We start from the raw sequence: 24,798 nt of genomic DNA, 5'->3' as shown, positions 1-24,798 counted from the left end.
CGTCCCTTGGCAATCCCGGTAATGTCTTTGTTGCGCATAGGGTTCGGCGTTGAGTGTCGGATCAGCGTTTGAATTTTAAAGCCTGCGGCGCTTTTGGCGCAAGTTCGCCGCGCCGCAGGCTTTAAAACATTGAATTTCCCTCATTCTGGCAAATCAAACACCACCCCATAATGGGATTGCAAAGGGCCCCCGCCCTTTGCCCGCCGGAGGCAAACCTTCTTGCCCCCCGCCCCCATCCAAGCCATACCCCGCATATGAAATCCGCCGACATCTTCGAATTCTACCGCCGCCTTGCCGAGGCCAATCCGGACCCGCAGACGGAGCTAGAGTTTGGCAATACGTATCAGTTGCTGGTGGCGGTGACGCTTTCGGCGCAGGCGACCGATGTAGGCGTGAACAAGGCGACGCGGGCGCTGTTCGAGATCGTCAAGACGCCGCAGGATATGCTGGATCTGGGCGAAGAGGGACTTAAGGACCACATCAAGACCATCGGCCTGTTCAATTCCAAGGCGAAGAACGTGATGGCCATGGCCGAGATCCTCGTGCGAGAGCATGCGGGCGAAGTGCCCGCCGACCGCGATGAACTGGTCAAACTGCCCGGCGTGGGGCGCAAGACGGCCAATGTGGTGCTCAACTGCGCCTTTGGAGCCGAAACCTTTGCGGTGGACACGCATATCTTCCGCGTGGGCAACCGCACGGGCCTTGCCAAGGGCAAGAACGTGGACGCGGTCGAGCGCAGCCTTGAAAAGAAGACCCCCAAGCCTTTCCGCGTGGGCGCGCATCACTGGCTGATCCTCCACGGGCGATACATCTGCAAGGCGCGGACGCCGGAATGCTGGCGCTGTCCGGTGGTGGATCTGTGCGGGTATAAGGATAAGGTTTTGGAGAAGAAGGCGAAGAAGTAGGTGATGCGAGGGACTCGTCCCTCGCGCTCCCGTTACGGTCTGCGTTGCGCGATAGGTTCGGCCTAACGTGTCGGACGCGGCGTTGAAATAATAAAGCCTGCGGCGCAATCCAGCACGAGGCCGATGCGCCGCAGGCTATAAATTCACCGCACCCTATCCGGCCCACCACCCCATTAACGGGATTGCAAAGGGACAAGTCCCTTTGCCCGCCGGAGGCAAAACCCCAAAAAACCTACCCCTCCAGATGCAACCCCTTGCGCCCATGCTCGGCCGTATCATGCGGCGCCTCGGGCAACGGCGCATCGGGGTCCAGCGGCGGCTGCAACATGCCCTCTGCGCGGCAGACCACGGCGGTGGCGACGGCATTGCCGAAAACGCTGGTGCCCGAACGGCCCATATCCAGGAACGTGTCGATGCCCAGCAGCAGCGCGACGCCTTCGACCGGCACGTGGAACTGGTTGAGCGTGGCGGCGATGACGACGAGGCTGGCGCGCGGCACGCCCGCGATGCCCTTGGACGAAACCATCAGCGTCAGGAGCATCAGGATCTGCTGCTGAAAGCTGAGGTGGATACCATAGGCCTGCGCGATAAAGAGCGAAGCGAAGCTGGTGTACATCATCGAGCCGTCGAGGTTGAACGCATAGCCCAGCGGCAGGACGAAGCCCGACACACGGCGCGGCACGCCAAAGCGATCGAGCGCCTCGAACATGCGCGGCAAGGATGCATCGCTGGTCGCGGTCGAGAAGGTGATCAGCACCGGCTCGCGCACATAGCGCATCAGCAGGAAGATCTTCTTGCCCAGGAACAGGCTGCCCGCCGCGATCAGGATGATCCACAGGATCGCCAGACCCGCATAGAATTCCCCCGCCAGCACGCCATAGGTGGCGATGATGCCCAGCCCCTTTTGCGCCACGATCGAGGCCGCCGCGCCAAACACCGCGATGGGCGAAACGCTCATCACATAGCCGGTGACCTGCAGCATCATCTGCACCACCGCCTCGGCGAATTCGACGATGATCCGCCCCTTCTCGCCAATCGCGCTGAGCGCCACGCCGCAGAACACCGAGAAGAGCAGGATCTGCAGCACATTGTTGGTGGCCATCGCCTCCAGCGCGCTGGTCGGGAAGATTTCCAGCACGAAGTGGCGGACGGTCAGTTCCTTGGTGGCCAGATCGACCCCCGAACTGGCCACGGCATTGACGCCCACGCCCGGCTGCCACCAATTGACCAGCACCATGCCCAGCAGCAGCGAGACGAAGCTGGCCGAGATGAACCAGGCCATCGCCTTGGCGCCGATGCGGCCCAGCGCGGTCGAATCGCCCATGCCCGCAATGCCGGTGATGATGGTCGAGGCGATCAGCGGCGCGATGATCATCTTGATCAGATGCAGGAACACATCGGGCAGCAGCTTGAGATAATCGGACCATGCCGCCAGCAAGGGATCGGCCGGATCATAGGACGAATGCAGGACATAGCCCAAGCCTATGCCCAGAATCAGGCCCAGAATCAGGAATTGCGTCAGACGCTGGCGCATCTTGGAAAAACTCCGAAAGAAAAAATCCGGCTACCAATCACCGCTCATGCGGGCAATTGGGCCGGATAGCGTATCAGGCGCGTTTGAGACCGGCCAGCACGATGCGGGCATAGATCCGCGAAAGCGTTTCCAGATCGGGAATCGCGACCGCCTCGTCCTTCTTGTGCATCGTGGCGTTGCACAGGCCAAATTCGATGACCGGGGCCAAGGCTTTGAGGAAGCGCGCATCCGACGTGCCGCCGCTGGTGGAAATTTCGGTGTCCAGCCCGGTCTCGGCGCGGATCGCATCGACCACGATGGCGGAAAACTCGCCCGGCGGGGTCAGGAAAGCCTCGCCCGAGATCACCGGACGGACCGATGCGCCATGCTTGGCCCCGATTTCACGCACCAGCTTTGACAGGCTCTCGCCCGTGTGCAGATCGTTGAAACGGATCGAGATGCGCGCGCTGGCCTTTTGCGGGATGACATTGGTGGCCGGATTGCCGCAGGAGATGTCGGTCACCTCCAGATTGCTGGGCTGGAACCAGTCGGTTCCCTCGTCCAGCTTAATAGCCTTCAGTTCCGACAGCATAGCCACCAACCGCGTGATCGGATTGTCGGCCAGATGCGGATAGGCGACATGGCCTTGGCTACCCTCAACCTCGATCCACATATTGACGCTGCCGCGCCGCCCGACCTTGATCATGTCGCCAAGGCGGTTGACGCTGGTGGGTTCGCCCACAAGGATCAGGTCGGGATTGATCCCGGTCTCGCGCATATGCTCGATGATCTTGACTGTGCCGAAGGTCGCCGCGCCTTCCTCATCGCCGGTGATGATCAGGCTGATCGTGCCCTCCTCGCGCGGAATATCGCGCAGGGCGGCAACAAAGGCGGCAACCGAGCCCTTCATATCCACCGCGCCGCGACCATAGAGCAATTCGCCCCGGCGTTCGGGCGCAAAGGGCGCGCTGCTCCACCCCTCGCCGGGGGGGACGACATCGACATGGCCCGCATAGGCGAAATGGCGGCTGCCCTGCAGCCCCTGACGGATGGCAAAGAGGTTTTCCACCGGCCCGTCGGGCGCCTCGCCCACCACGGCGCGGTGGATGACAAAGCCCAGCGGAACCAGCATTTCCTCAAGGCAATCGAACACCAGCCCCGTGGCGGGCGTCACGCTGGGGCAGGCAATCAGGGCCTCGGCCAATTCGGCCACACCGGCGCCGGGCCGGACCAACTCGCTCTTCACCATGTCATTCATGCCCCTCGCCTAGCAAATGCAGGGCCAAGGGCAAGCGGAGTTTGGACCATCCCGCTTGCCGCCAACCGCCGCCCGCCCTATCCTGCGCCGATGCCAAAGATCGACCTCGCCTCGCTCGCCCATACCAACCGCACCGGCTATCCGCCCGAACATGCAGGGCCCGTTGCCGGGCGCTGGTACAGCCGCCTTGCCCCGCTCTCAGGCTTCGCCCATCTGGGGGCCAGCCATGTCGTGCTGAAACCGGGCGCCTGGTCATCCCAGCGCCACTGGCACGATGGCGAGGACGAGATGGTGGTGATGCTGAGCGGCGAGGCGGTGCTGGTCGAGGATGGCACGCGCAGCGTGATGCGGGCGGGCGATATGGCGGTCTTTCCGGCGGGCGTGGCCAATGGCCATCATCTGATCAATGAAAGCGGCGAGGATTGCACCTTCCTCGCCCTTTCGGCAGGCCCGCGCACATCGGGCGGCTACAGCGACATCGACATGATCTTCGAAGGCGACCGCTTTCTCCACCGCGACGGTACGCCCTTTGCGGATTGATGCGCGGCGCGGGGCAAGGCCATGACCATCAACTGGTTTGAATTTACCCTTGCCGTGCTGGTGATCGAGCTGACGCCGGGGCCGAATATGGCATGGCTCGCCGCGCTCAGTCTGGCCGAGGGGCGGCGTGCGGGATTGGTGGCCACCGCCGGGATCGGGATCGGACTGGCGCTCAATGCGATGCTGGCCGCGCTGGGGCTGGTCGAATTGCTCAGCGTACGGCCCGGATTGCTGTCGGGGCTGCGCTGGGCCGGGGTGGCGTTGATGCTCTGGCTGGCATGGCAGGCGTGGCGCGAGGCCGACATCGCCCCCGGTGCGCCGCAACCGGGCGGCATCGGGCGCCATTTCGCCTCGGGCCTGCTGGTCAATCTGTTCAACCCCAAGGCGCTGCTGTTCTTTGTCGTGGTGGTGCCGCCTTTCCTTGGCGGCGCCGCGCCCACCATCGCGCAGGCCATGGGCTTTGCCGCGATCAGCGTGGGTCTGGCCACGGCCGTCCATCTGGCCATCGTGGCGGGCGGGGCCAGAGCACATGGCCTGATCAGCAACCCGCGCCGGATGGTTCGCATCCGGCGCGTGATGGCGCTGATTATGCTGGGCATTGCACTTTGGCTGGCCGGCTCGGCGCTTTAGCCGCCCAGCGTTTCGTCCAGCACCTTGGCCAGACGCAGCCCGCCCTGCAGCAGGCGCTGGCTGACGATGGGAATGTCCTGCGCGATGGCGGCATCGCTGATGGTCACATCCTTCGCGGTCTTTTCCTCGGCGCTCACCACATGGCCGAAGGCCTGCGGATAAACGGTGTCATGGGCGATCTGCCAGCTTTCCTGCGCCCAGTCGGCAATGCCGCCGGTGGCGATTTTGGCGCGGTCGGCGGCCGAATAGGCGCGCACTTCGGGTAGCTTGCCCGCTTTCTGCGCGCGGATAACCAGGAAATTGTCCCACATCCAATGCAGGTTGAGCGTACCGGCCTTGGGGTTCACCACCGTGGGCGGGGTGGTGTTGATGATATAGGGTTCGCCCGGCAGATTGGTGACCGTCACGCCATTGCCGCCCGCGTCATGGTCATGTTCGGCAGCGTGGAGCGGCTGATGCAGGTCGCCCACGATATGGCTGAGGAAAGCGAGCGCTTCGAGCCGCTGCGCCACCGGCAGGCTCTTGTCGGCCAGAATGCGCTCAAAGCGGGTGATCTGGAACGTCGCGCATTGGCCGCCGCTGCAATTGGCCTTCATGTCAAAGGCGGGCGCGGTGATGTCGCCATCATGGTAATGCCAGGGGAACGTATGGCCCCAGCGCCAGCTCTCGCTGCGCAGGCAATCGGGCCATGTCGCCGCATCGCCCAGCGAATGGACCGGGCATTGGGCCGTGCCCAGCCCTTCCTGCGCCGTCAGCAGCGCGTCGATCGCCGCCTTGGTCTTGGGCGAAACATTGGCCAGCGCGATATTGGCGATCGTGCGATGGCCCAGATCGCCCCATGCCAGAGCCGGGGTCGACACGGACAGGCCCAGCGCCGCCACACCGGCGGCCAGCAGCTTCAAACTTTTGCGAAACTTTTTGCGAGACATGGGGGTAAGCGACCTCACTCGAGACAAACTTACCCCGATGTTAGCGGCGGAATATGACAGACGTAAAGCTTAAAGCTCGGCATCGCCCAACACCGCCGCGCGGATCTCGGCAATGCCCATCCCCGTCTCGCTGCTGGTGATCATCACTTCGGGATAGGCAGCCGAATGTTTGCGCGCCTCGGCCATCACCTTGGCATGGACCTCGTCCAGTTCGCTGGCCTTGACCTTGTCCGCTTTGGTCAGCACCAGGCGATAGCCCACCGCCGCCCCGTCCAGCATTTCCATCATCTCAAGGTCGGGCGGCTTCACGCCATGGCGGCTGTCGATCAGCACCAGCGTGCGCTTCAACACCACCCGCCCGCGCAGGAAATCGCGGACCAGCTTCTTCCACTGCTCCACCACCTTGGGCGGGGCCTTGGCAAAGCCATAGCCGGGCATGTCGACCAGACGGAAATCGGGGATTTCGCCCGCAACCCCACCCACGTCGAAAAAGTTCAGCTCCTGCGTGCGCCCCGGTGTCACCGAGGTGCGCGCCAGCGCCTTGCGGCCCGTGATGGCGTTCAAGAGCGAGCTTTTGCCCACATTCGAACGCCCCGACAGCGCGATTTCGGGCACCACCGGATCGGGCAGGAATTTCAGCGCGGGCGCGGACAGCAAAAAGTCCACGCGCCCGGAAAACACTTTCCGGGCGCGCTCGATCAGTTCAAGATTGTTGTCTTCGTTCACTTTTTCTTATGCGCCGCCGCTTCGACGATGGCGCGCTCCTTATCGACATTCTTCTTCAAGTCAGGATGCCGTGCATACAGATACTTCTGCTGAGCAATGGTCAGAAGGTTCGAGGTGATCCAGTAAACCAGCAGGCCCGAGGCAAAGGGCGCCATGATGAACATCATCATCCACGGCATGATGCCCATCACCTGCTGCTGAGCAGGATCGGGGGCGGCCGGTTGCAGCTTGAACTGAAGCCACATGGTGATGCCCAGAATGACCGCCAGCACGCCGATCGCCAGGAAGCTGGGCGGATCGAAGGGCAGCAGGCCGAACAAGTTGAGGATATGCTTGGGGTCCGGCGCCGAAAGGTCATGGATCCACAGCGCGAAAGGCTGGTGACGCATGTCGATCGACACCATCAGCACCTTATACAGCGCAAAGAACACCGGGATCTGAAGGAAGATCGGCAGACAGCCCGCCAGCGGATTCACACCCTCTTCCTTGTAGAGCTTGAGCGTCTCTTCCTGCAGCTTGGCCTTGTCGTCCTTATAGCGTTCCTGCAGCGCCTTCATCTTGGGCTGGATCGCCTTCATCGCGGCCATGCTCGAGAACTGGCGCTGGGCCACCGGGAACATGATGCCGCGCACGATGACGGTCAGCAGGATGATCGCCACGCCGAAATTGCCGACGAATTTGAACAGCGAACGCAGCAGCCAGAAGATCGGCTTTTCAAACCAGCGGAACCAGCCCCAGTCGATGGCGAGGCTGAAGCGGGTCACGCCCTGCGCCTCATACTTGTCGAGCAGCAGGCTTTCCTTGGCGCCCGCAAACAGGCGGGTCGCGCGCAGCGCGGTCTGGCCGGGGGCCACCACCTGCGGCTGATAGATGAGGTCGGCGCGGAAAAGCTGGTTGCCAAGGCTGCGGTAATCGCCCGTGGCGGGCACCGCATCGGGCACCAGCACGCTCATCCAATAGATGTCGGTAAAGCCGATCCAGTTGGTCTTGCCATCAGGATTGACCTGACCCTTTTCGGCGACATCCTTGTAATTGACGCCAAAGTTCACCGCTTCATCATAGGCGCCGAACGGCCCCGAATGGATGTTCCACGAATCGACGCTGGCGGTCTTTTCGGTGCGGCGAATGAGGCCAAAGGGCTGCACGCTGATCGGCGCCGGACCGGCGTTCTGCACGGCCTGCTTGGCGGTGATCATGTAATCATTGTCGATGGCAAAGGTGATGGTGAAGGTCTGGCCCGTGGTGTTGGCCCAGCTCAGCGTCACCGGCGTCTGCGGCGTCAGCTTGGCACCGGCAGGCGCGGCCCAGACGGTCGTGCCATTGGGCGTCGCCACGCCCTGACCGACCCAGCCCAGTTGCGCGAAATGTTCGGCGGGCGTGCCGGCGGGGCTGAACAGGCGAACCGGCGCGCTGTCCTTGTCGATGGTCTGCTTGTGGCGGTTGATCGACAGGTCATCGACCACCGCGCCCACCAGATTGATCGAGCCCGACAGGCCCGGCGCTTCCACCTTCACCCGGCCGCCGCCGTTAAGATCCGCGTTGAGCGCCTTGGCCTCAATCGCCTGATCCACCACGCTGCCGAGGCCGCCCTCGCGGGTCGGCTTGGCGCTGGCCGCGGGGGTCGGCGCGGCTGAGGCCGCGACGGCGGGCTTCTTGCCCATGTCGGGATAGAAATAGCGCAGGCCCGCATCCCAGCCGAACAGCAACAGCCCGGTCAGCAGCATGGCAATAATCAGATTGCGCTGGTTACTCACGCATATTTCCCCAATACATTGGTCAAAATTACAGGTTCACGGGACCGGGTCATAGCCATGACCGCCCCATGGATGGCAGCGCAATAGACGCTTCACCGTCAACCATCCACCCTTAATCGCGCCATGTTTCTGCAAAGCCTCGATCGCATAGGCCGAACAGGACGGCGAGTAGCGGCAGGTGGGCGGCATCATGGCCGATGGGCCCCATTGCCACAGGCGGGCGATGAAGATCAGCACATATTTCACGTTTGGGGAGCCTGGGGAGCAGGGCGCGGGCCTTTGCCACGGCCATGGTGAGGCTTGCCGCCTCCCCTGCCGCCTTTGGCCCCGCGCGGCGCATCGCCCTTGCCCGATCTGGCGCGATCCAGCGCGATCAGCAATTCCTTGCGCAGCAGCGCGAAATCGCGTTCCACCCCGCCCTCGCGGCCGATCAGCACATGGTCGTGATTGGCCAGCCCATGCTCAGGCAAGAGCTCACGCGCCAGCGCGCGAAACCGGCGTTTCATCCGGTTGCGCACCACGGCATTGCCGATCTTTTTGGTAACGGTGATGCCAAAGCGCCGGATATCGCCCGTATCGGGCAGGCCATGCGGCAGGACCAGCAACACAAAACCGGGCCGCGCCACGCGCAAACCCTTGTTCGCGGCCAAAAACTCGGAACGCTTGGTCATGATGCGCAGCCTGGGCGCTACGCCACACCCTTCCGCAAACGCACAATGGGCCGAAGGCAAGGCCTCCGACCCTATTGTGTCATCTGTCACGATGTTTTCGCCTGCCACCGATCAGCCCCGGCGTTCAAGCGAACCGGCCCGGCGCGGGGATTGCTCCCCACCGGGCCAGATCATCAGGCCGACAGATTCTTGCGGCCGCGCGCACGACGGGCGCGCAGCACCTTGCGGCCGCCGACCGTGGCGGTGCGGGCGCGGAAGCCGTGACGGCGGGCGCGGACAAGCCGGCTGGGCTGGAAAGTGCGCTTCATGGTCTAAACCCTCAAACAATGCTCGGCGCTGTGCAGCGCGGATAAAAACGGCCACCCCCTCGATAGCGAAGAGGCGTGAAGCGGCGCCACTATGGGAAGTGGGCCGCTGAGTCAAGGGATTCGGCACAGCGGAATCGACCGCGTGCTTTTCCCCTCGACAAGACTGACTTTACGCACAAATACTTGGATAGGGGAAGTTCAGACGGGGAATTTGCACATGGTCGCGCTGGTCCGGACGGTGGCCTATCTGGGGCTGGAGGCGCGCGCCGTCGAGGTGCAATGCCAATTGGCGCCCGGACTGCCGGGCTTTACCGTGGTCGGCCTGCCCGACAAGGCGGTGAATGAGAGCCGTCAGCGGGTTCAGGCGGCGCTGACCGCGATGGGGTTGGCATTGCCGCCCAAGCGGATCACCATCAACATGTCGCCCGCCGATCTGCCCAAGGAAGGATCGCATTACGACCTGCCCGTCGCGCTGGCGCTGCTGGCCGCGATGGGGGTGATCGATGCCGAGCAGATGGGCGATTTTGTGGCGGTGGGCGAATTGTCTCTTGATGGGCGGATCGTCGGCTCGCCCGGCGTCCTGCTGGCCGCGCTCCATGCCAGCGAGCGCGAATTGGGCCTGATGTGTCCCGCCGCGCAAGGCTCCGAGGCAAGCTGGGCCGCAGGCGTTCCTGTGGTCGCCGCGCCCGATCTGGCCAGCCTGCTGGCCCATCTCAAAGGCGCGCAGGCGCTCTCGCCCCCCGCGCCCGGCCAGAGCGCGCCCGCCATGCCGGGGCCGGACCTGCGTCAGGTCAAAGGGCAGGAAACGGCCCGGCGCGCGCTGGAGATCGCGGCAGCGGGCGGGCATAATCTGTTGATGATCGGGCCGCCCGGTGCGGGCAAATCGCTGATGGCCTCCTGCCTGCCCGGCATATTGCCCGAATTGACGCCTGCCGAGGCGCTCGAAGTCTCGATGATCGCCTCGGTCGCCGGAACGCTGGAGGGCGGACGAATCAGCCGCGCCCGGCCCTTCCGCAGCCCTCACCATTCGGCCAGCATGGCGGCGATGACCGGCGGCGGATTGCGCGTGCGCCCCGGCGAAGTGTCGATGGCGCATCTGGGCGTGCTGTTCCTCGACGAATTGCCCGAATTCCAGCGCGGCGTGCTCGATTCGCTGCGCCAGCCGCTGGAGACCGGCGAAGTCACCGTGGCGCGCGCCAATGCCCATGTCACCTTTCCCGCCCGGGTTCAGCTGATCGCGGCGATGAACCCATGCCGCTGCGGCCATCTGGGCGATGCGGGGCTGGCCTGTTCGCGCGCGCCGCGCTGCGCCGGGGATTATCAGAGCAAGGTTTCCGGCCCGCTGCTCGACCGTATCGACCTGCATGTCGAGGTCGAGGCGGTGCGCGCCTTCGATCTGGCGCTGCCCTCGACCGCCGAGAGCAGTGCGCAGGTGGCCGCCCGTGTGGCCACCGCGCGCGGGGTTCAGACCGAGCGGCTCTGCGGCACGAGGATGCGCAACAACGCCGATCTGGATGGCGAATCGCTCGACCGCTTTGCCACGCCCGATGGCGAGGGCATGAAATTGCTGATTCGCGCCGCCGAGGCGATGAACCTGACCGCGCGCGGCTATACGCGCATCCGCCGCGTGGCGCGCACCATCGCCGATCTGGCGGGCGCGCAGACCGTATCGCGCGCGCATGTGGCCGAAGCCCTGTCCTATCGCCGCCAGCCGCCCCGCGCATAAGCGTTTAGCATTAACGGACGGTTCACCCTTTGGAGAGGTTGCAGGCCCGCCATCACCCCACTAATGTCGAAATATTGGCCGTTTGGGGAAAGTCTGTCGAAAATATGAAACTATTTGGTTTGCTTCGATGTTTTTTCATGCCGCACGCCCCGAATCGCCGCAAGGTTCGCCGCTCGGCCACAGATCACTACGTCGGCCATTGCATACATTGCGCCGCCCCGATCAAACGGATCAAGCGCGACCAGTGGGTGCGCGACTGGGTGCGCACCTTCGGCTTTGGCGGAAAGTCGTCCAGCATCGCCGGCGACGAGGATTGATCGATCAGGGCGCAACCACCCGCCGCACGCTGATCACCTTGACCGGCTGGGCGAGCATTTCCCCCTTCATGGCCCCCTCGCCCGCATTGGGATCGACCGGCTGATCCCAGATCTTGCGCACCACATCCATGCCCGACACCACATGGCCAAAGGCCGCATATCCGGCCTGAACTTCCGGATCGGCGGATTGCGGATTGGCGTCCAGCCCGTCAATGTCGGACAGCAGGATCGAGAAATCCCCCGTTGCCGTACCCGGCGCGAGACGCGCCAGTGAAATCGCTCCGGCCTTGTGCAGGACGCCGGTCTGGCTGGTCGGTTCATGAGCAATGGGCGGGAAGATCTTGCGCGGATCGCCGCGCGTACCGGCCTGAATCAGGCCATTGGGCTGCTCGCCCCATTTCAGATGCATGGCGCGGTAAAACACGATCCCGTCAAAGCGCTTGTTATCGACATAGCGCATGAAATTGGCCGTGCTGATCGGGGCATGCTTACCGTCCAGTTCGAGCGTGATGACGCCCAATTCGGTGGTCATCGCCACGGTCTCGGTGTCATGCAAAGGCTGGGGCGAGACTTCTTTGACCGCCGCCGGTTTGGGCGGAGCCTTGCGCGCAGGGGCGGCATAGGCGGGGGTGGCGATCAGGGCGGCGGCGAGAGCGAATCGGAGAAGCATGCGCGGGAGGTTAAAGGGGGAAAGATGCGAGGGTCCAGACCCTTGCGCTCCCGTTGCGGCCTTTGTTGCGCATAGGGTTCGGACGCCATGTTTGAATGGTAAAACCAGCGGCGTGGAAACGCATCCCGATCCGCGCCGCAGGCTTTAAAACACCTAGGACAGACACCCCGCCCCCAACCAAACACTCACCCCATTAACGGGATTGCAAAGGGCCCCCGCCCTTTGCCCGCCGGAGGCAAACTTCCTTGCCGCCCGTTACAACAATCCCCGCCCCCGCAAATCCGCCTCCAGCGCCTCGGCGCCATCGACGAAATGATGCACATGCCACCCCAGCGCCCGCGCGACAGCGATATTGTCGGCATTGTCGTCGATGAAGAACATCTCGTCCGGCGCATGGCCGAAACGCTGGGCCGCAAGGTCGAAGATCGCCGTATCGGGCTTGATCAGGCGCTCATGCCCCGACACCACGATGTCGCGGAAATGGTCGAGCACCGGGAAGGTCGGGCGGAACATCGCCCATGCATCCACGCCGAAGTTCGTGATCGAATAGAGCGGCACGCCCCGCGCATCGAGCGCGCGCACAATGTCGTGAGTCCCCTCAATAGGCCCGGGTACGCATTCCAGCCAGCGCGGCGCATAAAGTTCGATCAGCTCGCGCTCTTCGGGATATTCCTGCGCCAGTTCCTCGATCATCTCGGCAAAGGGTTTGCCCGCGTCATGCTGGGCATGCCACTCCTCGCTTACCACTTCGCGCAGGAACCATGCGAGCCGGTCCGCGTCAGGGATCAGCTTTTCATACAGGCCCGCGATTCGCCATTTGACCAGCACCCGGCCAATATCGAACACCACCACATGAGGCTGCTTCTCGCTCATCATCTTCTCCGATTCGCCCTAATTCGCGCCGAACAGGGCCCAGACGCAGCAAGCCCGCCATCGCGCTGGGCGGTGGCGGGCTTGCAAGCTTACCCGTGGTAGGCAGGGAACCCGGAGGAACCCGATGCCGACCGCGTATCAATTAGCCCTGGCGAGCCTTGAAACGCTTTTGGGTCTTGTTGATGACATAGGTGCGGCCGCGACGGCGGATCACGCGGTTATCCCGGTGACGGTCCTTCAGCGACTTGAGGCTGTTGCGAATCTTCATGACAAATCCCTTTGCCCGAACCGACCGGGCCGAAAATTGAACCGCGCCGATAGGCTGCGCGGGTGGCAAAGTCAACCTTCGCCGCGAATTTCCGTCAGCCTGCGTTCCCACGCCAGAGCATGGCTGACAATCACGTCGAGATCGGCATAGCGCGGCACCCAGGGCACGGTGGCCTTGATGCGCGCGTTGTTCGAAATCAGCGAATCGGGGTCGCCCGCGCGGCGCGGCTGCATGACGCGCCGGATGGTGCGATTGGTCGCCCGGTCCACCGCGTCCAACACATCGAGCACCGAGAAGCCCCGACCATAACCGGCATTCATCGTCAGCGAGCGCTGCGGCTGAGCGATCAGCGCCTCCAGCGCCAGCACATGCGCATCGGCCAGATCGGAAACGTGAATGTAATCGCGCACGCCGGTGCCGTCGGGCGTCGCAAAATCGGTGCCGAACACGCCCACGCTCTCACGCTTGCCCAACGCCGCCTCGACCGCCACCTTGATCAAATGGGTCGCGCCCGCCGTCGATTGCCCGGTGCGCGCATCCGGGTCCGCCCCGGCCACGTTGAAATAGCGCAGCGCGCAATAGTTCATCGGATGGGCCGCCGCCACGTCCTTCAACATGATCTCGGTCATCAGCTTGGACATGCCATAGGGGTTGATCGGAACCTTGGGCATATCCTCCTCAACCGGCGAAACCTCGGGGATGCCATAGGTGGCCGCGGTCGAGCTGAAGATGAAATGTTTGACGCCGCCCTTGACCGCCGCCTCGATCAGGGCGCGGCTCTTGGCGGTGTTATTGTGATAATATTTCAGGGGATTTTCCACCGATTCGGGCACAACCACCGATCCGGCAAAATGCATGATCGCGCCGATTCCCTGTTCGGCGATGATTCGGGCGATCAGTTCGCCGTCCTCAATATCGCCCTGATAAAAAGCGACGCCATCGGGCACGGCAAAGCGGAATCCGGTGACCAGATTGTCCACCACGGCCACTTTCCAGCCTGCGTCCTTCAACGCCAGTACGGCGTGACTGCCAATATAACCCGCCCCGCCGGTAACAAGGACGGGAAGCTTTCCGATCGTTGTGTCTGTCATGGGTGTCGTCTCTAGCATGATCCATTGGACATGGGACTAAATTCTGCGCCATTTTCATCGCAATCCTGCGACAATTTCGCAGACACAAGGACAAACAGGTTCATCATCGGGCAAGCTATGGCCGCCTAGCCTGAGGCCCAAGGGGCATACATTCCATCGCCATTGCTGCACAGAAAGTCGCACACTGCCATGAAGCCGACCATTTACGGAAAAATGCCCGCCGCCAGCCTTGGCGCTGCCCTGCTTGCCGTTCTTGCCCTGTCCACGCCCGCCCATGCCCAGCCCGGCTGGGGCGGTATGGGGGGCTGGGGCGGCTATGGCGGCGGCTTTGGCGGATCAGGCCGCTATTCGGCCCCGCGCGATGACCGCGAAGGCCGGGTGGACGCCGAAAGGTTCCTGGCCGATGGCGCCATTCCGCTGCTGGGCCATGGGCGCATCACCTTGCGCACCATGCCCGGCACCACCGCTTCGGACCGCGAGCAGGCCACCTTCGAGGCGGCCGTTGTCGATCAACTGGCCAAGGCGGGCTATGACACCGCAGGCCCGGACGGCGATGGCGGCCAGATCGTCGAGATCACCGTGGTGCGCGACCAGCTGGAGCCCGCCGAGGAAAAGCACAACCCGATTTCGGGCAGCGCGACGATGGGCGTATCCAATCGCGGATCGATGATGGGCCTCTCCCTCGCCTATGACGCCACCAAGCCGCGCGGCGCTCTGGTGATGACCAATATGGAAATCCGTATCCGCGACCGCGCCTCGGGCAAGGCGCTGTATGAGGCCCGCGCCCGCATCGCCACGCGCGAAGGCACCAAGGCGGCCAGCGACGATGCCGTCTCGGTGCGTCTGGCCGGCGCGCTGTTCGAGCGCTTCCCCTCCTCCTCGCTGGCGTCACGCTGATTCGCCTCTTGCATGATCGCGCGCATGGGGCCACCACCGGCTCCATGATGCGCTTTATCAGTTCCCTTGCGCCCCTGATCCTGTTGTCTGCCTGCGCCGTGCCGGTTGGCCCGGTCGAGGTGTCGCGCTTCCATGTCGCCGATGCCTCGCCACTGGGCCATGGCACGATTGCGGTGGTGCCCGGCCCCGGCATGGATGCGTCCAGCCTCGAACTCCAATCCTATCAGATTGCCGTCGAGCGCGAACTCTCCGCGCTGGGCTATACCGCCGCCCCGCCCGACAGCGCGGATCAGGTCGCGGCGATCCGCCTTGTGCGGACAGCCCTGACCGAGAGCCGCAGCCCGGTGGGCGTCAGCCTGGGCGCATCGGGCAGCAATTACGGCAGCGGCGCCGGGGTGGGCATTTCCATCCCCATCCGCACCGGTTCGGGCCAAAGCACCGCCACCGACCTTATCGCCGTGATCCGTGACCGCGCCAGCGGCAAGGCCCTGTGGGAGGGCCGCGCCAGCTTTACCGTCTCGGCCACATCGCCGCTGGCCCAGACCCAACTGGCCGCGCCCAAGCTGGCGCAGGCCTTGTTCTCCGGCTTTCCCGGCCAATCGGGCGAAACCATCCGCGTCCCCTGATCCGCCTTCCTTAGAGTATATCCATGAGCGAATTTGCCATCCACATCGATTCGGCCTTTGATTCGGGCAATATTGAAGTGCGCGCCATTCATGGCGCCACCGCCACGCTGGCCATCCGCCGCGATGCGCACAGCGACTTTTTCCAATGGTTTCACTTCCGCGTTTCGGGCGCGGCGGGGCGCGAGCTGGTGCTGCGCATCACCGGGCTGAACGGGGCTGCCTATCCGGGCGGCTGGGAAGGCTATCGCGCCTGCGTATCCGAAGACCGCGACTATTGGGGCCGCGCCGACACCACATGGGACCCGCATACCGAAAACGGCACGCTGACCATCACCTATACGCCCGAGAGCGAGGTCTGCTGGTTTGCCTATTTCGCGCCCTATTCCATGGAGCGCCACCACGACCTGATCGCGCAGATCGCCGCCGAGCCGGGCGTCATCTATCGCCGCCTTGGACAAAGCCTCGATGGCCAGTCCATCGACTGCCTGACCATGGGCCATGGGCCGGTGCAGATCTGGCTGCAGGCGCGCCAGCATCCGGGCGAGAGCATGGCGCAATGGTGGATGGAAGGGGCGCTGGATGCGCTGACCGATCCGGCCAATCCGCATGGGCGGTTGCTGCGCCAGCGGGCCACGGTGCATGTCGTGCCCAACGCCAATCCCGACGGATCGCGCCGGGGCCATTTGCGCACCAATGCGGCGGGGGTGAACCTGAACCGCGAATGGCATGATCCCACGCCGGACCGCAGCCCCGAGGTTTTGGCCATCCGCAATGCGATGGATGAAACCGGCGTGGCCCTGTGCATGGATGTGCATGGCGACGAGGCGATCCCGCACGTCTTCATCGCCGGTTTCGAAGGCATCCCCTCCATCACCGAGACGCAACTGGCGTCATACCATCGCTATCTGGCGATTCTGGACGCGCAGACGCCCGATTTCCAGACCAGCGCGGGCTACCCCATCGCGCCTGCGGGCCGGGCCAATCTGACCATGGCCACCAACCAGATTGCCGAGCGGTTTGGCGCGGTGGCGATGACGCTGGAAATGCCCTTCAAGGACCACAACGACCTGCCCTGCCCCGTTCAGGGGTGGAGCCCGGAACGCAGCGCGCAATTGGGCCGCGACTGCATCGCCGCGCTGGCCCAGTGGGTTATGGCTTAAGGCGGATTATGGCTTAGTCCCCTTCGATGGCGGCTTCTGCCGATTGCCAGAAGGCATGCAGAACCGCCATCGCCTGTTTGCGCAAAGGCGCGGGCACGCCCTCCATCAGCGTTTGCTCATAGCCGTCGATCACAGTCATGACCTGCGTATGCAGCGCCTCGCCCTCGGCGCTCAGGTAAAGCCCCTGCGAACGGCCATCGACCCGCTGACGGTCGATCAGGCCCCGCGCCTCCAGCCGCGAAACGATGGGCACCATATTGGCCCGCTGAATATCGAGGATACGCCCCGCCTCGCTCTGGGTAATGCCCGGTTGCCCGTTCAGCAGCATCAGCAGACTGGCATCGACATGGCGCAGCGTGAGCGCCGACAGGCGCCGATTAAGCCCGGCCAGCGCCGCCGAGGAGGCCCGGCGCAGCACATAGCCGGGAAGATTTGCCAAAGGATCGTTCATAACAATCTTTCGTGAAGGCCGCGAAGGCCGATGGCAAGGGGGGCGTGCAACAAAAATCCGCACCACGTGCGATTTTTAGACCATGGTGGCGATTGGCAGGCCCGTGCATTAATGTTATGCATGATAACAGAATTAGACGAGAGGACCGCATGGATATCACCGCCACCATCGCACGCCATCTGGCCATCAGTCCCGGTTGGGATGCGCTTTTGGCCACCAGCGAATCCTGCGCACAGGCCAGCGAGGACATGATTGCCGAGATCCTCGGTTCGGCGGGCCGCTTTGCGCTGGAGCGTCTGGCGCCCCTGAACGCCGCGGCCGATGTTGCGGGGTGCAGACTGGTCGATGGCCGCGTCATCACCGTGCCCGAACACAAGGCCGCATGGTCGGAATTTTGCGAAGGCGGCTGGCTGATGCTCGACGCTTCGCCCGAGATCGGCGGCATGGGCCTGCCCACGGCGCTGGGCAATGCGGTGCAGGAAATGATGGACCGCCACTGCCCCGCTTTTGGCATGATGCCCGTGCCCAGCCGGGCGGGCGCGCGGCTGATCCATGCCTTTGCCGATGATGCGGTGCGCGAGGCATGGCTGCCAGGCCTGATCGACGGGACCATCGGCGCCACCATCTGCATTTCCGAACCCGATGCGGGCAGCGATGTGCGCCGCCTTCGCACGCGCGGCGAAAAGCAGGCCGACGGCACATGGCGGATCACCGGCGAGAAATGCTGGATCAGCTTTGGCGATCAGGACCTGACGGGCGCGATTGCCCACCTCCTGCTGGCCAAGACCGCGCCCGATGGACAAGCCCCCAGCCCCAAGGACCCGATCAGCCTGTTCCTCGTCCCCTCGGTCGAACATGGCGCGCGCGCGCCGATAGTCGTGCGCCGGATCGAGGAAAAGCTGGGCCTTCATGCCTCGCCCACCTGCGTGATGGGCTTTGAAGGGGCGCCCGCCTATCTGCTGGGCGAAATGGGGCGCGGGCTGCCGCAGCTCTTCGTGATGATCACCAACATGCGCCTGGCCACCGGGGTGATGGGCCTTGCCGTGGCCAGCCGCGCCGCCGAAATCGCCTATGGCTATGCGGCCGAGCGGCGGCAGGGCGGCAATGGGCCGCAGCCGGTCACGATCAACACCCATGCCGATGTGCAGGCGCAATTGCTCTCGCTCTCGGCGCGGGTTGAGCCTTTGCGCGGGCTGATCTTTGCCACCGCCAATGCCGCCGATCTGGCGCGCTTTACCGATGATGCGGAGGTCAAGGCGCATAATGAGGCGCTGGCCGGGTGGCTGCTGCCCATCGTCAAAACGCTGGGCGGCGAGACCGGCTTTGGCGTCGCCTCGGATGCGATTCAGGTGCTGGGCGGCGCGGGCTATACGCGCGAATGGCCGGTCGAGCAGGGGTTGCGCGATGCGCGCGTCCTCACCGTGTTTGAAGGCACCACCGGTATGCAGGCTCAGGACATCACCCTGCGCCGCCTGCGCGCACCGGGCGCGGCGGGATACCATGCGTTTTTGCAGGCCGCGCGCGAGGATGCCACCCGCATCGACCATGCCGGTTTCAACGCGGCGCTCGACACCTTCACCGCCACCGCCGAGGCCCTGATCGCTGCCGATCCAGCGGTAGCCGAGGCAGGCTCCACCCCCTTCCTGACGCTGGCGGGCGTGGTGGCCACGGGCTGGATTGCGGCGCGGCTGATCGCAGCGGAGGCGGGCGATCCGTTGTCGCGCCAAATGGCGGCGGCGGGGCGCTATGCGCTGGCCGATATTGCGCCGCGGGCGACTCTGGCCGGCGCGCAGGCCTTGATGGCGGCGGAGCGGGTGGCCGGGTTTGGGGTGATGGTGGAGGATTGAGGTTTTCCTCTTTTTGCCTCCGGCGGGCAAAGGGACTCGGTCCCTTTGCAATCCCGTTAATGGGGTGGTGTTTGGTTGGCGGCGGGGCGTCCGCTTGCCATGTTTGAAAGCCTGCGGCGCGGAGGGTTCACGCTAGAAAGCGCCGCAGGCTTTAAAATCCCAACGCCGCGTCCGACACCCAACAGCGAACCCTTGGCACAACGCAGACAGTAACGGGAGCGCGAGGGTCTAGACCCTCGCATTCTAAACTCCCTTAAAACCCTTCACTCATGCAACCGCGTCAATAACTCGATCAACACCGCCACCTCGCGCGCAGTGTATCGCGACTTCAGCCATTCCTCATGCGCGCGGATCGCCTCTTTCGCCGTGGCCAGCATCGCCTTGCCCGCCACAGTCAGGTGCAGCGTCTGCTTGCGCCCATCGGTGTCGGACTTGCCGCGCTGCAACAGGTCGCGCGCCTCCAATCGGTTGACGATGGCCATGGTGGTGGCCCGGTCCATCCGCATACGCTGGGCCAGGCCGGTTTGCGCGATGCCGGGGTGGTCATCCACCAGCCACAGCACCGAAACCTGTTTCTGCGTCAGGTCCAGTTCGGCAAAGGTCTCGGTAAAGTGGCGATAGACCGCGCCATGGGCAAGGCGCAGGTGAAACCCCACGATGTCGCGGATTTCGCCGATATCGTCGGCATCTTCCCCCGGAGGGGTGGTTTTCACCAGCGTTTCCTTGACTTTTGCCATGCCCCTGCGCTTGCCCCTTTATCTGCGCCTGCATAAGTGGCTGGGCCTTGCGGCTAACGCAAGGCCCCCACGCCTACAGTTTGAACCAGCGGCGCGCGTTATCCTCAAAGAACTTGCGTTTTGTGGCAAAATTCATGGCCATATTGTCCATATCGACCACTTCGCGCGCCTCGTACTGATACGGATAGTCCATGGCATACATCACGCGATCCTCGCCCATCACCTCTTGGGCGAACTTGATCGCCGGTTCCCACGCCATGCCTGAATTGGTGATCAGCACGTTGCTGCGCATGTATTCGGCGATGGTCTTTTTCAGCGGTTTGAGGCGTTCATAGCGCTGCGAACGCACGCCCGCCTGATGCATGTAATCCAGCCGATAGAGCCAGTAGGGCAGCGCCTCGCCCATGTGCCCGACCATGATCTGAAGGGTGGGATAGCGGTCGAAAATGCCCGTGGTGATAAGGCGCAGCAGATGCATCCCCGTTTCCACGCCAAAGCCGAACACCGCGCCGTCCAGCCCCGCCTCCAGCACCGGCCCGATCATGCTGTCGGGCAAGGTGGCGGGATGGATATAGAGCGGCTGATCCACCTCGACCAGCGCGCGGAAGATGGGGTCAAACTGCGGCTCGTCCAGATAGTGCCCCTGCGTGTGGCTGTTGATCTGGCATCCCTTAAAGCCCCATTCGCGCGCACCGCGCAGGATTTCCTGCGCCGACCATTCCGGATCCTGCGGCGCCACGGCCGTCATGCCGACAAAGCGCGTGGGATATTTCGCGCAGGCATCCGCCAAGAGTTCATTGGCCCGCCGCGCCACGCCCTTGGCCTCTTCCACATCCAGAATCGGCTGCACACCGGGGCTGGTCAGCGCGAGGATGGCGACATCAATCCCGGTCGCATCCATGTCGGCAATCCGCCGCTCGCCAAGATCCAGCAGGCGCTCCATGATCTGGGTCGCGCGCGGCGAAGGGCTTTGTGCATAAAAGCCCCACAGGCTGACCATGCCCTTGTCCGCCGTGCCGTCGCGGATCATGCGCAAAAAGATGTCCACCTGCTCGCGCGTGGCAAAGGCTTCCTCGGTGGCGATGCGCAGATAGCCTCGCTCACCGCCGGTGCGCAGGGGGTGGAGATGGGGTTGATCGCTCATTCTGGGCTGCTCCTCTTTCCCGACAGCCCGGCGCCCCTTATCGGTTGATGGTGATGGCCAGGCTGATAATGTGATTCATCCGGTCGGCCTTTGCGTCGCGCGCAATATATTGGCCCATATATCCGGTCTCGATGGCAAAGCCGCGCGCCACGGGCACGGCGATCCCGCCAAACAGGCGCAATTGGTCGAAGCCAGCCTTCTGGCCCCATGTGGTCCGATTGAAGGCAAAGAACGGCTCGGCCGTGCCCACCAGCGCCAAGCCCTTGCCGATGGGCAGGCTGCCTCGCACCTGTTGCCGCATCCGCCAGCCCACCTCGCCCGAACCTTCGACAAAGCGCTGCTCCAAACGGGTGCGCCCGGTGATCGCGCCGCTCTTGCCCGCGTCCAGAATGCTGAAATTCACCTGCTGAAACAGGCGATGCTCGTCCAGCACCTTGGCCCCCAGATTGTCGGTGCGGACATAGGCATAGCCGCCAAACACGCTGGTCTTGGGGTTGATGCGATAGCCGATCGCCTGACGCAGCAGGACCTGTCCGGCGCGGCTGTGGGTGTCGGTCATGCGCGCCTGATAGTCGAAATTGACCACGGCCCGGCCCCCCAGCCCGACCATGCCATGCACGGCGGCCCATGTCTGCGTATCCTCCTCGGCGGCATGGGCCATGGGCGCCAAAAGGAGCAGAGGCAGGGACAACAGAAGCTTCATGGCAAAATCTCGCAAACAGGGGGAGGCCATCGCGGCCTCCTCCCGTTGCGGGGGCGGCATGACGCTGGGCCACGCCGCTTACCTCGCCTGTTTTGCTCAACTGTTGCTGGGCCATGACAAAGGGCAATTATCCTTCATGGATCGCCTTGCTGACAAGGCAGGCGTGAAGCCCCTCCGGTCCGTCCTCGGCGCCGTGGCCGGACCATTTGACGCCGCCAAAGGGCGAATCCGCCGCGCCGATGGCCACCGTGTTGATGCCCACCATCCCGGCCTCCAACTCACGCGCCAGACGCTTTTGCCGTGCGGCATCCTGCGTCCAGCAATAGGCGGCCAAGCCATAGGGCAGCCGGTTGGCCTCCGCGATCATGGCCTCCTCGCCCGCCATCGGGTTGATGATGGCGACGGGGCCAAAGGGCTCCTCATTCATGATGCGGGCGCTCAGCGGCACTTGCGAAATCACGGTGGGTTCAAAGAAGAAGCCCTGATTGCCGATCCGCTTGCCGCCCGCGTTCAATTTCGCGCCCGCCGCCACCGCATCTTTCACCAAGGCCTCGATGGCCTCCGGGCGGCGCGGGTTGGCCATCGGCCCCATGCGGCTGCCCTCGTCCATGCCATCCCCCACGGTGATCGCCTTGGCGCGCTCGGCAAAGCCATCACGGAAACGCTCGAACACGCTTTCCTCGACAAGGAAGCGCGTCGGGCTGACGCAGACCTGACCCGCGTTGCGATATTTGTGGCCCACAGCAATATCGAGCGTACGCTCGATATCCGCGTCGGCAAAGACCAGCACCGGCCCATGCCCGCCCAGTTCCATCGTCGTGCGGATGCAATTGTCCGCCGCCAGCTTGGCCAGATGCTTGCCCACCACGGTCGAACCGGTGAAGGAGAGCTTGCGGATCACCGGGCTGGCCAGCAGATGGCGGCTCACCTCATCCGGCACGCCGAACACCACTTGCGCCACCTGCGGCGGCAGGCCGGCATCGAGCAAAGCCTGAAGCACGGCCAGCGCGCTGGCGGGCGATTCCTCGGCAGGTTTCAGGATCACGCTGCACCCCGCCGCAATCGGCGCGCCCAGCTTTCGCCCCGGATTGCCGATGGGGAAATTCCACGGCGCAAAAGCCGCCACCGGCCCCACCGGCTCATAGGTGACGGTCGAGCGCATGCCATCGGGGCGCGGCAGGGTGCGGCCATAGATGCGCCCCACTTCTCCTGCATAGAAATTGAACAGGCCCGCCACCATCATCACCTCGATGCGGGTTTCGGCCAAAGTCTTGCCCTGCTCTAAAGTGGCGGTGCGGGCGATCTCCTCCTGGCGCTGAACCATTAGGCCCGCCGCGCCCGCCAGCACGGCGGCGCGCTGCTGGGGCGTGGATTTGCGCCAGATGCGAAAGCCTTCATCCGCCACGGCCAGCGCGCGGTCGAGATCGGCAGCATCGGCCAGCGGCAATTGCCCGATCACCGCCCCGGTGGCGGGGTTCAGCACGGCATGGGTGCGGCGGTGGTCGATCCCCACCTTTTCGCCGCCGATCACCATGGAGAGTTCAGGATAAGTCATTGCGTTTCCTTGTCGAGCAAAGCCAGAGCGTCGGCATAGGGCCGGATCGCGCGGCTGATGATGTAGGCCGCAGGCGGGCTGAGCAAGGCCCCCGACAGCGCCAGCGCTTTCCACACATCGCCGTCATGGCCGAACACGTGGTCGGTGAAAAAGCCGATCAGGAAGGGGCCGAGAGCGCCCACGGCGGTGAACATCATCAGGTAAAGGCCCGTCACCTGCCCGCGCATCTGGTTGGGGGTAATTTCCTGAATGACCAGATTTTGCGGCACGGCCGAGGCAATGCCCAGCATTCCCGACAGCATCGAACAGGTCAGCGCCAACCAAGGATTGGGCATCATCGGCCCCAGAATGGCCAGCGGCGCGACCCCGCAAAAACAGATCGTGACGGCGCGGACATTGGCATCACGATAGCGCCGCGCCAGCAATTTGATCAGCATCGGCCCCAGCAGCAGCCCGGCAATCTGACCTGCCAGCATGAACATCGGCGCGCGCGTGGCGATCTCCACCTCGCTCCAGCCATAGGTGCGCTTGTAGAAAGGCACCATCCATGCGGGCGCCGCCATGGCATGAGCGGCCGAAAAGCCCAGCCCCAGAAACAGCGGGCCATAGACCGCCCGGCGGCGCCAGATTTCCGAAATCACGGCGCGGATCGGCAGCGGCTTGCCCCCCTCGATCACGCCCCGGCGCGGCGGTTCGGGCACCATCAGCAGCAGCACGCAGGCCACCACGCCCGGCAGCGCCAGCATCATCAGCACATATTTCCACCCATGGAGCGTCGTCCCCATGAAGGGGGTTTCGGGCAGGCTCATCGCCAGCGCCAGCAGCTTGCCCGCGATGACGAGACCGATCGTGCTGCCGCCGATAAAGCCCAGTTGCAGCACGGCGAAAGGCCAGCGCCGCTTTTCGGGCGGAAAGAAATCGGCCAGCATCGAGTAAGACCCCGGCGCATGCGCCCCGCCCCCTGCGCCCACCAGCATCCGGGTGAAGGCCAGAGCCATAAAGGTGCTGGTAAACCCGCCCGCCGCATTGAGCAGCGCGATCAGCAGCGCGCCGATGGCCAGCACATATTTGCGCGGAAAAATATCCGAGCAGCGCGACAGCGGCAGCATCACCACCATATAGAACACGACATTGACCGGCCCCTGCAGCAGGCCGATGGCGGTGTTCGACAGGCCGAACTCGGTTTTGATCTGTTCGATCAGCAGGCCAAAAGCCGCCGAATCGAAGAAGTTGAGAAACGTGGCAAAGATGATGACCGAAAGCGCAAACCATGCCGCCCCGGCGCTGGGCCACGGCTCGTCACGCGCGGCCACGGCAAGGTGATGGGCGGCGGCCTCTTGGGCATCCACGCCATGATTGAGTTCGGCGGCCATATCGGGCCCGCTCATAGAAACTGCCATATGCACCTCTCCCGTGCCTGCCCCCGATTGGCGAGGGGCGATTTCGCGCTGGATCTTTACAGCGCATGTTTTGTATGTGTTAGATACAATGCATAGCGA

The 24,798-nt window shown here is 64.0% G+C and carries 27 protein-coding genes; 9 read left to right on the top strand and 18 right to left on the bottom strand.

All coding sequences use genetic code 11. The annotated features are described in order from the left end of the window. Positions 1 to 254: 254 nt before the first annotated feature. Complete coding sequence (gene nth / locus FHW92_RS19835) at positions 255 to 905, top strand: endonuclease III (RefSeq protein WP_168605022.1); 651 nt, start codon at positions 255 to 257, stop codon at positions 903 to 905. 232 nt (positions 906 to 1,137) lie between these two features. Here nth and FHW92_RS19830 read toward each other — a convergent pair whose 3' ends face one another. Both FHW92_RS19830 and dapE read right to left on the bottom strand, forming a co-directional pair. Further along, positions 1,138 to 2,439, bottom strand: coding sequence for a dicarboxylate/amino acid:cation symporter (locus tag FHW92_RS19830; protein ID WP_168605021.1), 1,302 nt, complete (start codon positions 2,437 to 2,439; stop codon positions 1,138 to 1,140). Between the two features lie 73 nt (positions 2,440 to 2,512). Beyond that, a complete protein-coding gene (dapE, locus tag FHW92_RS19825; protein WP_168605123.1) occupies positions 2,513 to 3,667 on the bottom strand; it encodes a succinyl-diaminopimelate desuccinylase in 1,155 nt (384 codons plus the stop codon). 99 nt (positions 3,668 to 3,766) lie between these two features. Here dapE and FHW92_RS19820 point away from each other — a divergent pair, with 99 nt between their 5' ends. Then, the gene (locus FHW92_RS19820; RefSeq protein WP_168605020.1) at positions 3,767 to 4,216 is read left to right on the top strand and encodes a cupin domain-containing protein; all 450 of its coding nucleotides are present in this window, start codon (positions 3,767 to 3,769) and stop codon (positions 4,214 to 4,216) included. A gap of 21 nt (positions 4,217 to 4,237) precedes the next feature. Continuing rightward, a complete protein-coding gene (locus FHW92_RS19815) occupies positions 4,238 to 4,846 on the top strand; it encodes a LysE family translocator (protein WP_168605019.1) in 609 nt (202 codons plus the stop codon). On the opposite strand, the gene FHW92_RS19810 is transcribed toward FHW92_RS19815, so the two are convergent. The 6 genes from FHW92_RS19810 to rpmH all read right to left on the bottom strand — a co-directional run bounded on the left by FHW92_RS19810 (position 4,843) and on the right by rpmH (position 9,234). Continuing rightward, the gene (locus FHW92_RS19810) at positions 4,843 to 5,775 is read right to left on the bottom strand and encodes a S1/P1 nuclease (protein WP_168605018.1); all 933 of its coding nucleotides are present in this window, start codon (positions 5,773 to 5,775) and stop codon (positions 4,843 to 4,845) included. The genes FHW92_RS19815 and FHW92_RS19810 overlap by 4 nt on opposite strands. Before the next feature lie 69 nt (positions 5,776 to 5,844). Then, the gene (yihA, locus tag FHW92_RS19805) at positions 5,845 to 6,501 is read right to left on the bottom strand and encodes a ribosome biogenesis GTP-binding protein YihA/YsxC (protein ID WP_168605017.1); all 657 of its coding nucleotides are present in this window, start codon (positions 6,499 to 6,501) and stop codon (positions 5,845 to 5,847) included. After that, on the bottom strand, positions 6,498 to 8,255 hold the full coding sequence (gene yidC, locus FHW92_RS19800; protein ID WP_168605016.1) for a membrane protein insertase YidC: 1,758 nt from the start codon (positions 8,253 to 8,255) through the stop codon (positions 6,498 to 6,500). Before yidC ends, yihA begins: the two co-directional genes overlap by 4 nt. Positions 8,256 to 8,291: 36 nt before the next feature. After that, entirely contained in the window at positions 8,292 to 8,501 is a 210-nt protein-coding gene (yidD, locus tag FHW92_RS19795; RefSeq protein ID WP_168605015.1) for a membrane protein insertion efficiency factor YidD, read from the bottom strand. Continuing rightward, complete coding sequence (gene rnpA, locus FHW92_RS19790; protein WP_168605014.1) at positions 8,498 to 8,926, bottom strand: ribonuclease P protein component; 429 nt, start codon at positions 8,924 to 8,926, stop codon at positions 8,498 to 8,500. The genes yidD and rnpA overlap by 4 nt, the downstream gene beginning before the upstream one ends. A 173-nt stretch (positions 8,927 to 9,099) precedes the next feature. Continuing rightward, on the bottom strand, positions 9,100 to 9,234 hold the full coding sequence (gene rpmH, locus FHW92_RS19785) for a 50S ribosomal protein L34 (RefSeq protein ID WP_018075531.1): 135 nt from the start codon (positions 9,232 to 9,234) through the stop codon (positions 9,100 to 9,102). Positions 9,235 to 9,451: 217 nt separating this feature from the next. On the opposite strand from rpmH, the gene FHW92_RS19780 reads away from it, so the two are divergent. Together FHW92_RS19780 and FHW92_RS19775 are read left to right on the top strand one after the other, a co-directional pair. Then, complete coding sequence (locus FHW92_RS19780; RefSeq protein WP_168605013.1) at positions 9,452 to 10,960, top strand: YifB family Mg chelatase-like AAA ATPase; 1,509 nt, start codon at positions 9,452 to 9,454, stop codon at positions 10,958 to 10,960. A gap of 104 nt (positions 10,961 to 11,064) precedes the next feature. Then, a complete protein-coding gene (locus FHW92_RS19775) occupies positions 11,065 to 11,277 on the top strand; it encodes a hypothetical protein (protein ID WP_168605012.1) in 213 nt (70 codons plus the stop codon). Between the two features lie 4 nt (positions 11,278 to 11,281). Here the strand turns inward: FHW92_RS19775 and FHW92_RS19770 are convergent, their stop codons facing one another. From FHW92_RS19770 to galE, 4 genes are all read right to left on the bottom strand, one after another. Further along, a complete protein-coding gene (locus FHW92_RS19770) occupies positions 11,282 to 11,947 on the bottom strand; it encodes a peptidylprolyl isomerase (RefSeq protein WP_168605011.1) in 666 nt (221 codons plus the stop codon). 255 nt (positions 11,948 to 12,202) lie between these two features. After that, a complete protein-coding gene (locus tag FHW92_RS19765) occupies positions 12,203 to 12,823 on the bottom strand; it encodes an HAD family phosphatase (RefSeq protein ID WP_349237720.1) in 621 nt (206 codons plus the stop codon). A 139-nt stretch (positions 12,824 to 12,962) separates the two neighbouring features. Beyond that, the gene (gene ykgO / locus FHW92_RS19760; RefSeq protein ID WP_054122357.1) at positions 12,963 to 13,088 is read right to left on the bottom strand and encodes a type B 50S ribosomal protein L36; all 126 of its coding nucleotides are present in this window, start codon (positions 13,086 to 13,088) and stop codon (positions 12,963 to 12,965) included. 71 nt (positions 13,089 to 13,159) lie between these two features. Next, positions 13,160 to 14,179 (bottom strand): UDP-glucose 4-epimerase GalE, encoded by a 1,020-nt coding sequence (gene galE, locus FHW92_RS19755; RefSeq protein ID WP_168605009.1) that lies wholly within the window; start codon positions 14,177 to 14,179, stop codon positions 13,160 to 13,162. Between the two features lie 189 nt (positions 14,180 to 14,368). On the opposite strand from galE, the gene FHW92_RS19750 reads away from it, so the two are divergent. Genes FHW92_RS19750 through FHW92_RS19740 form a run of 3 tightly spaced genes read left to right on the top strand, consistent with a single transcriptional unit; the run spans position 14,369 to position 16,862 of the window. After that, complete coding sequence (locus tag FHW92_RS19750) at positions 14,369 to 15,076, top strand: hypothetical protein (protein ID WP_168605008.1); 708 nt, start codon at positions 14,369 to 14,371, stop codon at positions 15,074 to 15,076. A gap of 44 nt (positions 15,077 to 15,120) precedes the next feature. Continuing rightward, complete coding sequence (locus FHW92_RS19745; RefSeq protein WP_168605007.1) at positions 15,121 to 15,702, top strand: DUF4136 domain-containing protein; 582 nt, start codon at positions 15,121 to 15,123, stop codon at positions 15,700 to 15,702. A gap of 23 nt (positions 15,703 to 15,725) precedes the next feature. Beyond that, positions 15,726 to 16,862 carry a M14-type cytosolic carboxypeptidase gene (locus tag FHW92_RS19740; RefSeq protein WP_168605006.1) on the top strand — a complete coding sequence of 379 codons (1,137 nt, stop codon included), beginning with the start codon at positions 15,726 to 15,728 and terminating at the stop codon, positions 16,860 to 16,862. Between the two features lie 13 nt (positions 16,863 to 16,875). On the opposite strand, the gene FHW92_RS19735 is transcribed toward FHW92_RS19740, so the two are convergent. Next, positions 16,876 to 17,313, bottom strand: coding sequence for a MarR family transcriptional regulator (locus FHW92_RS19735; protein WP_168605005.1), 438 nt, complete (start codon positions 17,311 to 17,313; stop codon positions 16,876 to 16,878). 149 nt (positions 17,314 to 17,462) lie between these two features. Between FHW92_RS19735 and FHW92_RS19730 the strand changes: the two genes are divergently transcribed. Beyond that, positions 17,463 to 19,160, top strand: a complete 1,698-nt coding sequence (locus FHW92_RS19730; RefSeq protein ID WP_168605004.1) for an acyl-CoA dehydrogenase — start codon at positions 17,463 to 17,465, stop codon at positions 19,158 to 19,160. Positions 19,161 to 19,423: 263 nt separating this feature from the next. Here FHW92_RS19730 and FHW92_RS19725 read toward each other — a convergent pair whose 3' ends face one another. From FHW92_RS19725 to FHW92_RS19705, 5 genes are all read right to left on the bottom strand, one after another. Further along, a complete protein-coding gene (locus FHW92_RS19725) occupies positions 19,424 to 19,897 on the bottom strand; it encodes a MarR family transcriptional regulator (protein WP_168605003.1) in 474 nt (157 codons plus the stop codon). A gap of 73 nt (positions 19,898 to 19,970) precedes the next feature. Beyond that, positions 19,971 to 21,041: an amidohydrolase family protein gene (locus FHW92_RS19720; protein WP_168605002.1), complete on the bottom strand. Its 1,071-nt coding sequence runs from the start codon at positions 21,039 to 21,041 to the stop codon at positions 19,971 to 19,973. 37 nt (positions 21,042 to 21,078) lie between these two features. Continuing rightward, the gene (locus tag FHW92_RS19715) at positions 21,079 to 21,744 is read right to left on the bottom strand and encodes a DUF2490 domain-containing protein (RefSeq protein ID WP_168605001.1); all 666 of its coding nucleotides are present in this window, start codon (positions 21,742 to 21,744) and stop codon (positions 21,079 to 21,081) included. A gap of 127 nt (positions 21,745 to 21,871) precedes the next feature. Beyond that, a complete protein-coding gene (locus FHW92_RS19710; protein WP_168605000.1) occupies positions 21,872 to 23,299 on the bottom strand; it encodes an NAD-dependent succinate-semialdehyde dehydrogenase in 1,428 nt (475 codons plus the stop codon). Continuing rightward, positions 23,296 to 24,699 (bottom strand): MFS transporter, encoded by a 1,404-nt coding sequence (locus tag FHW92_RS19705; protein WP_168604999.1) that lies wholly within the window; start codon positions 24,697 to 24,699, stop codon positions 23,296 to 23,298. The genes FHW92_RS19710 and FHW92_RS19705 overlap by 4 nt, the downstream gene beginning before the upstream one ends. Positions 24,700 to 24,798: the final 99 nt, after the last annotated feature.

It is taken from the genome of Novosphingobium sp. SG707, from assembly GCF_012275515.1.
Taxonomy (GTDB): Bacteria; Pseudomonadota; Alphaproteobacteria; order Sphingomonadales; family Sphingomonadaceae; genus Novosphingobium.
Note: the sequence above shows the minus strand (reverse complement) of the source record. Positions and strands in the feature narration are given on the sequence as shown.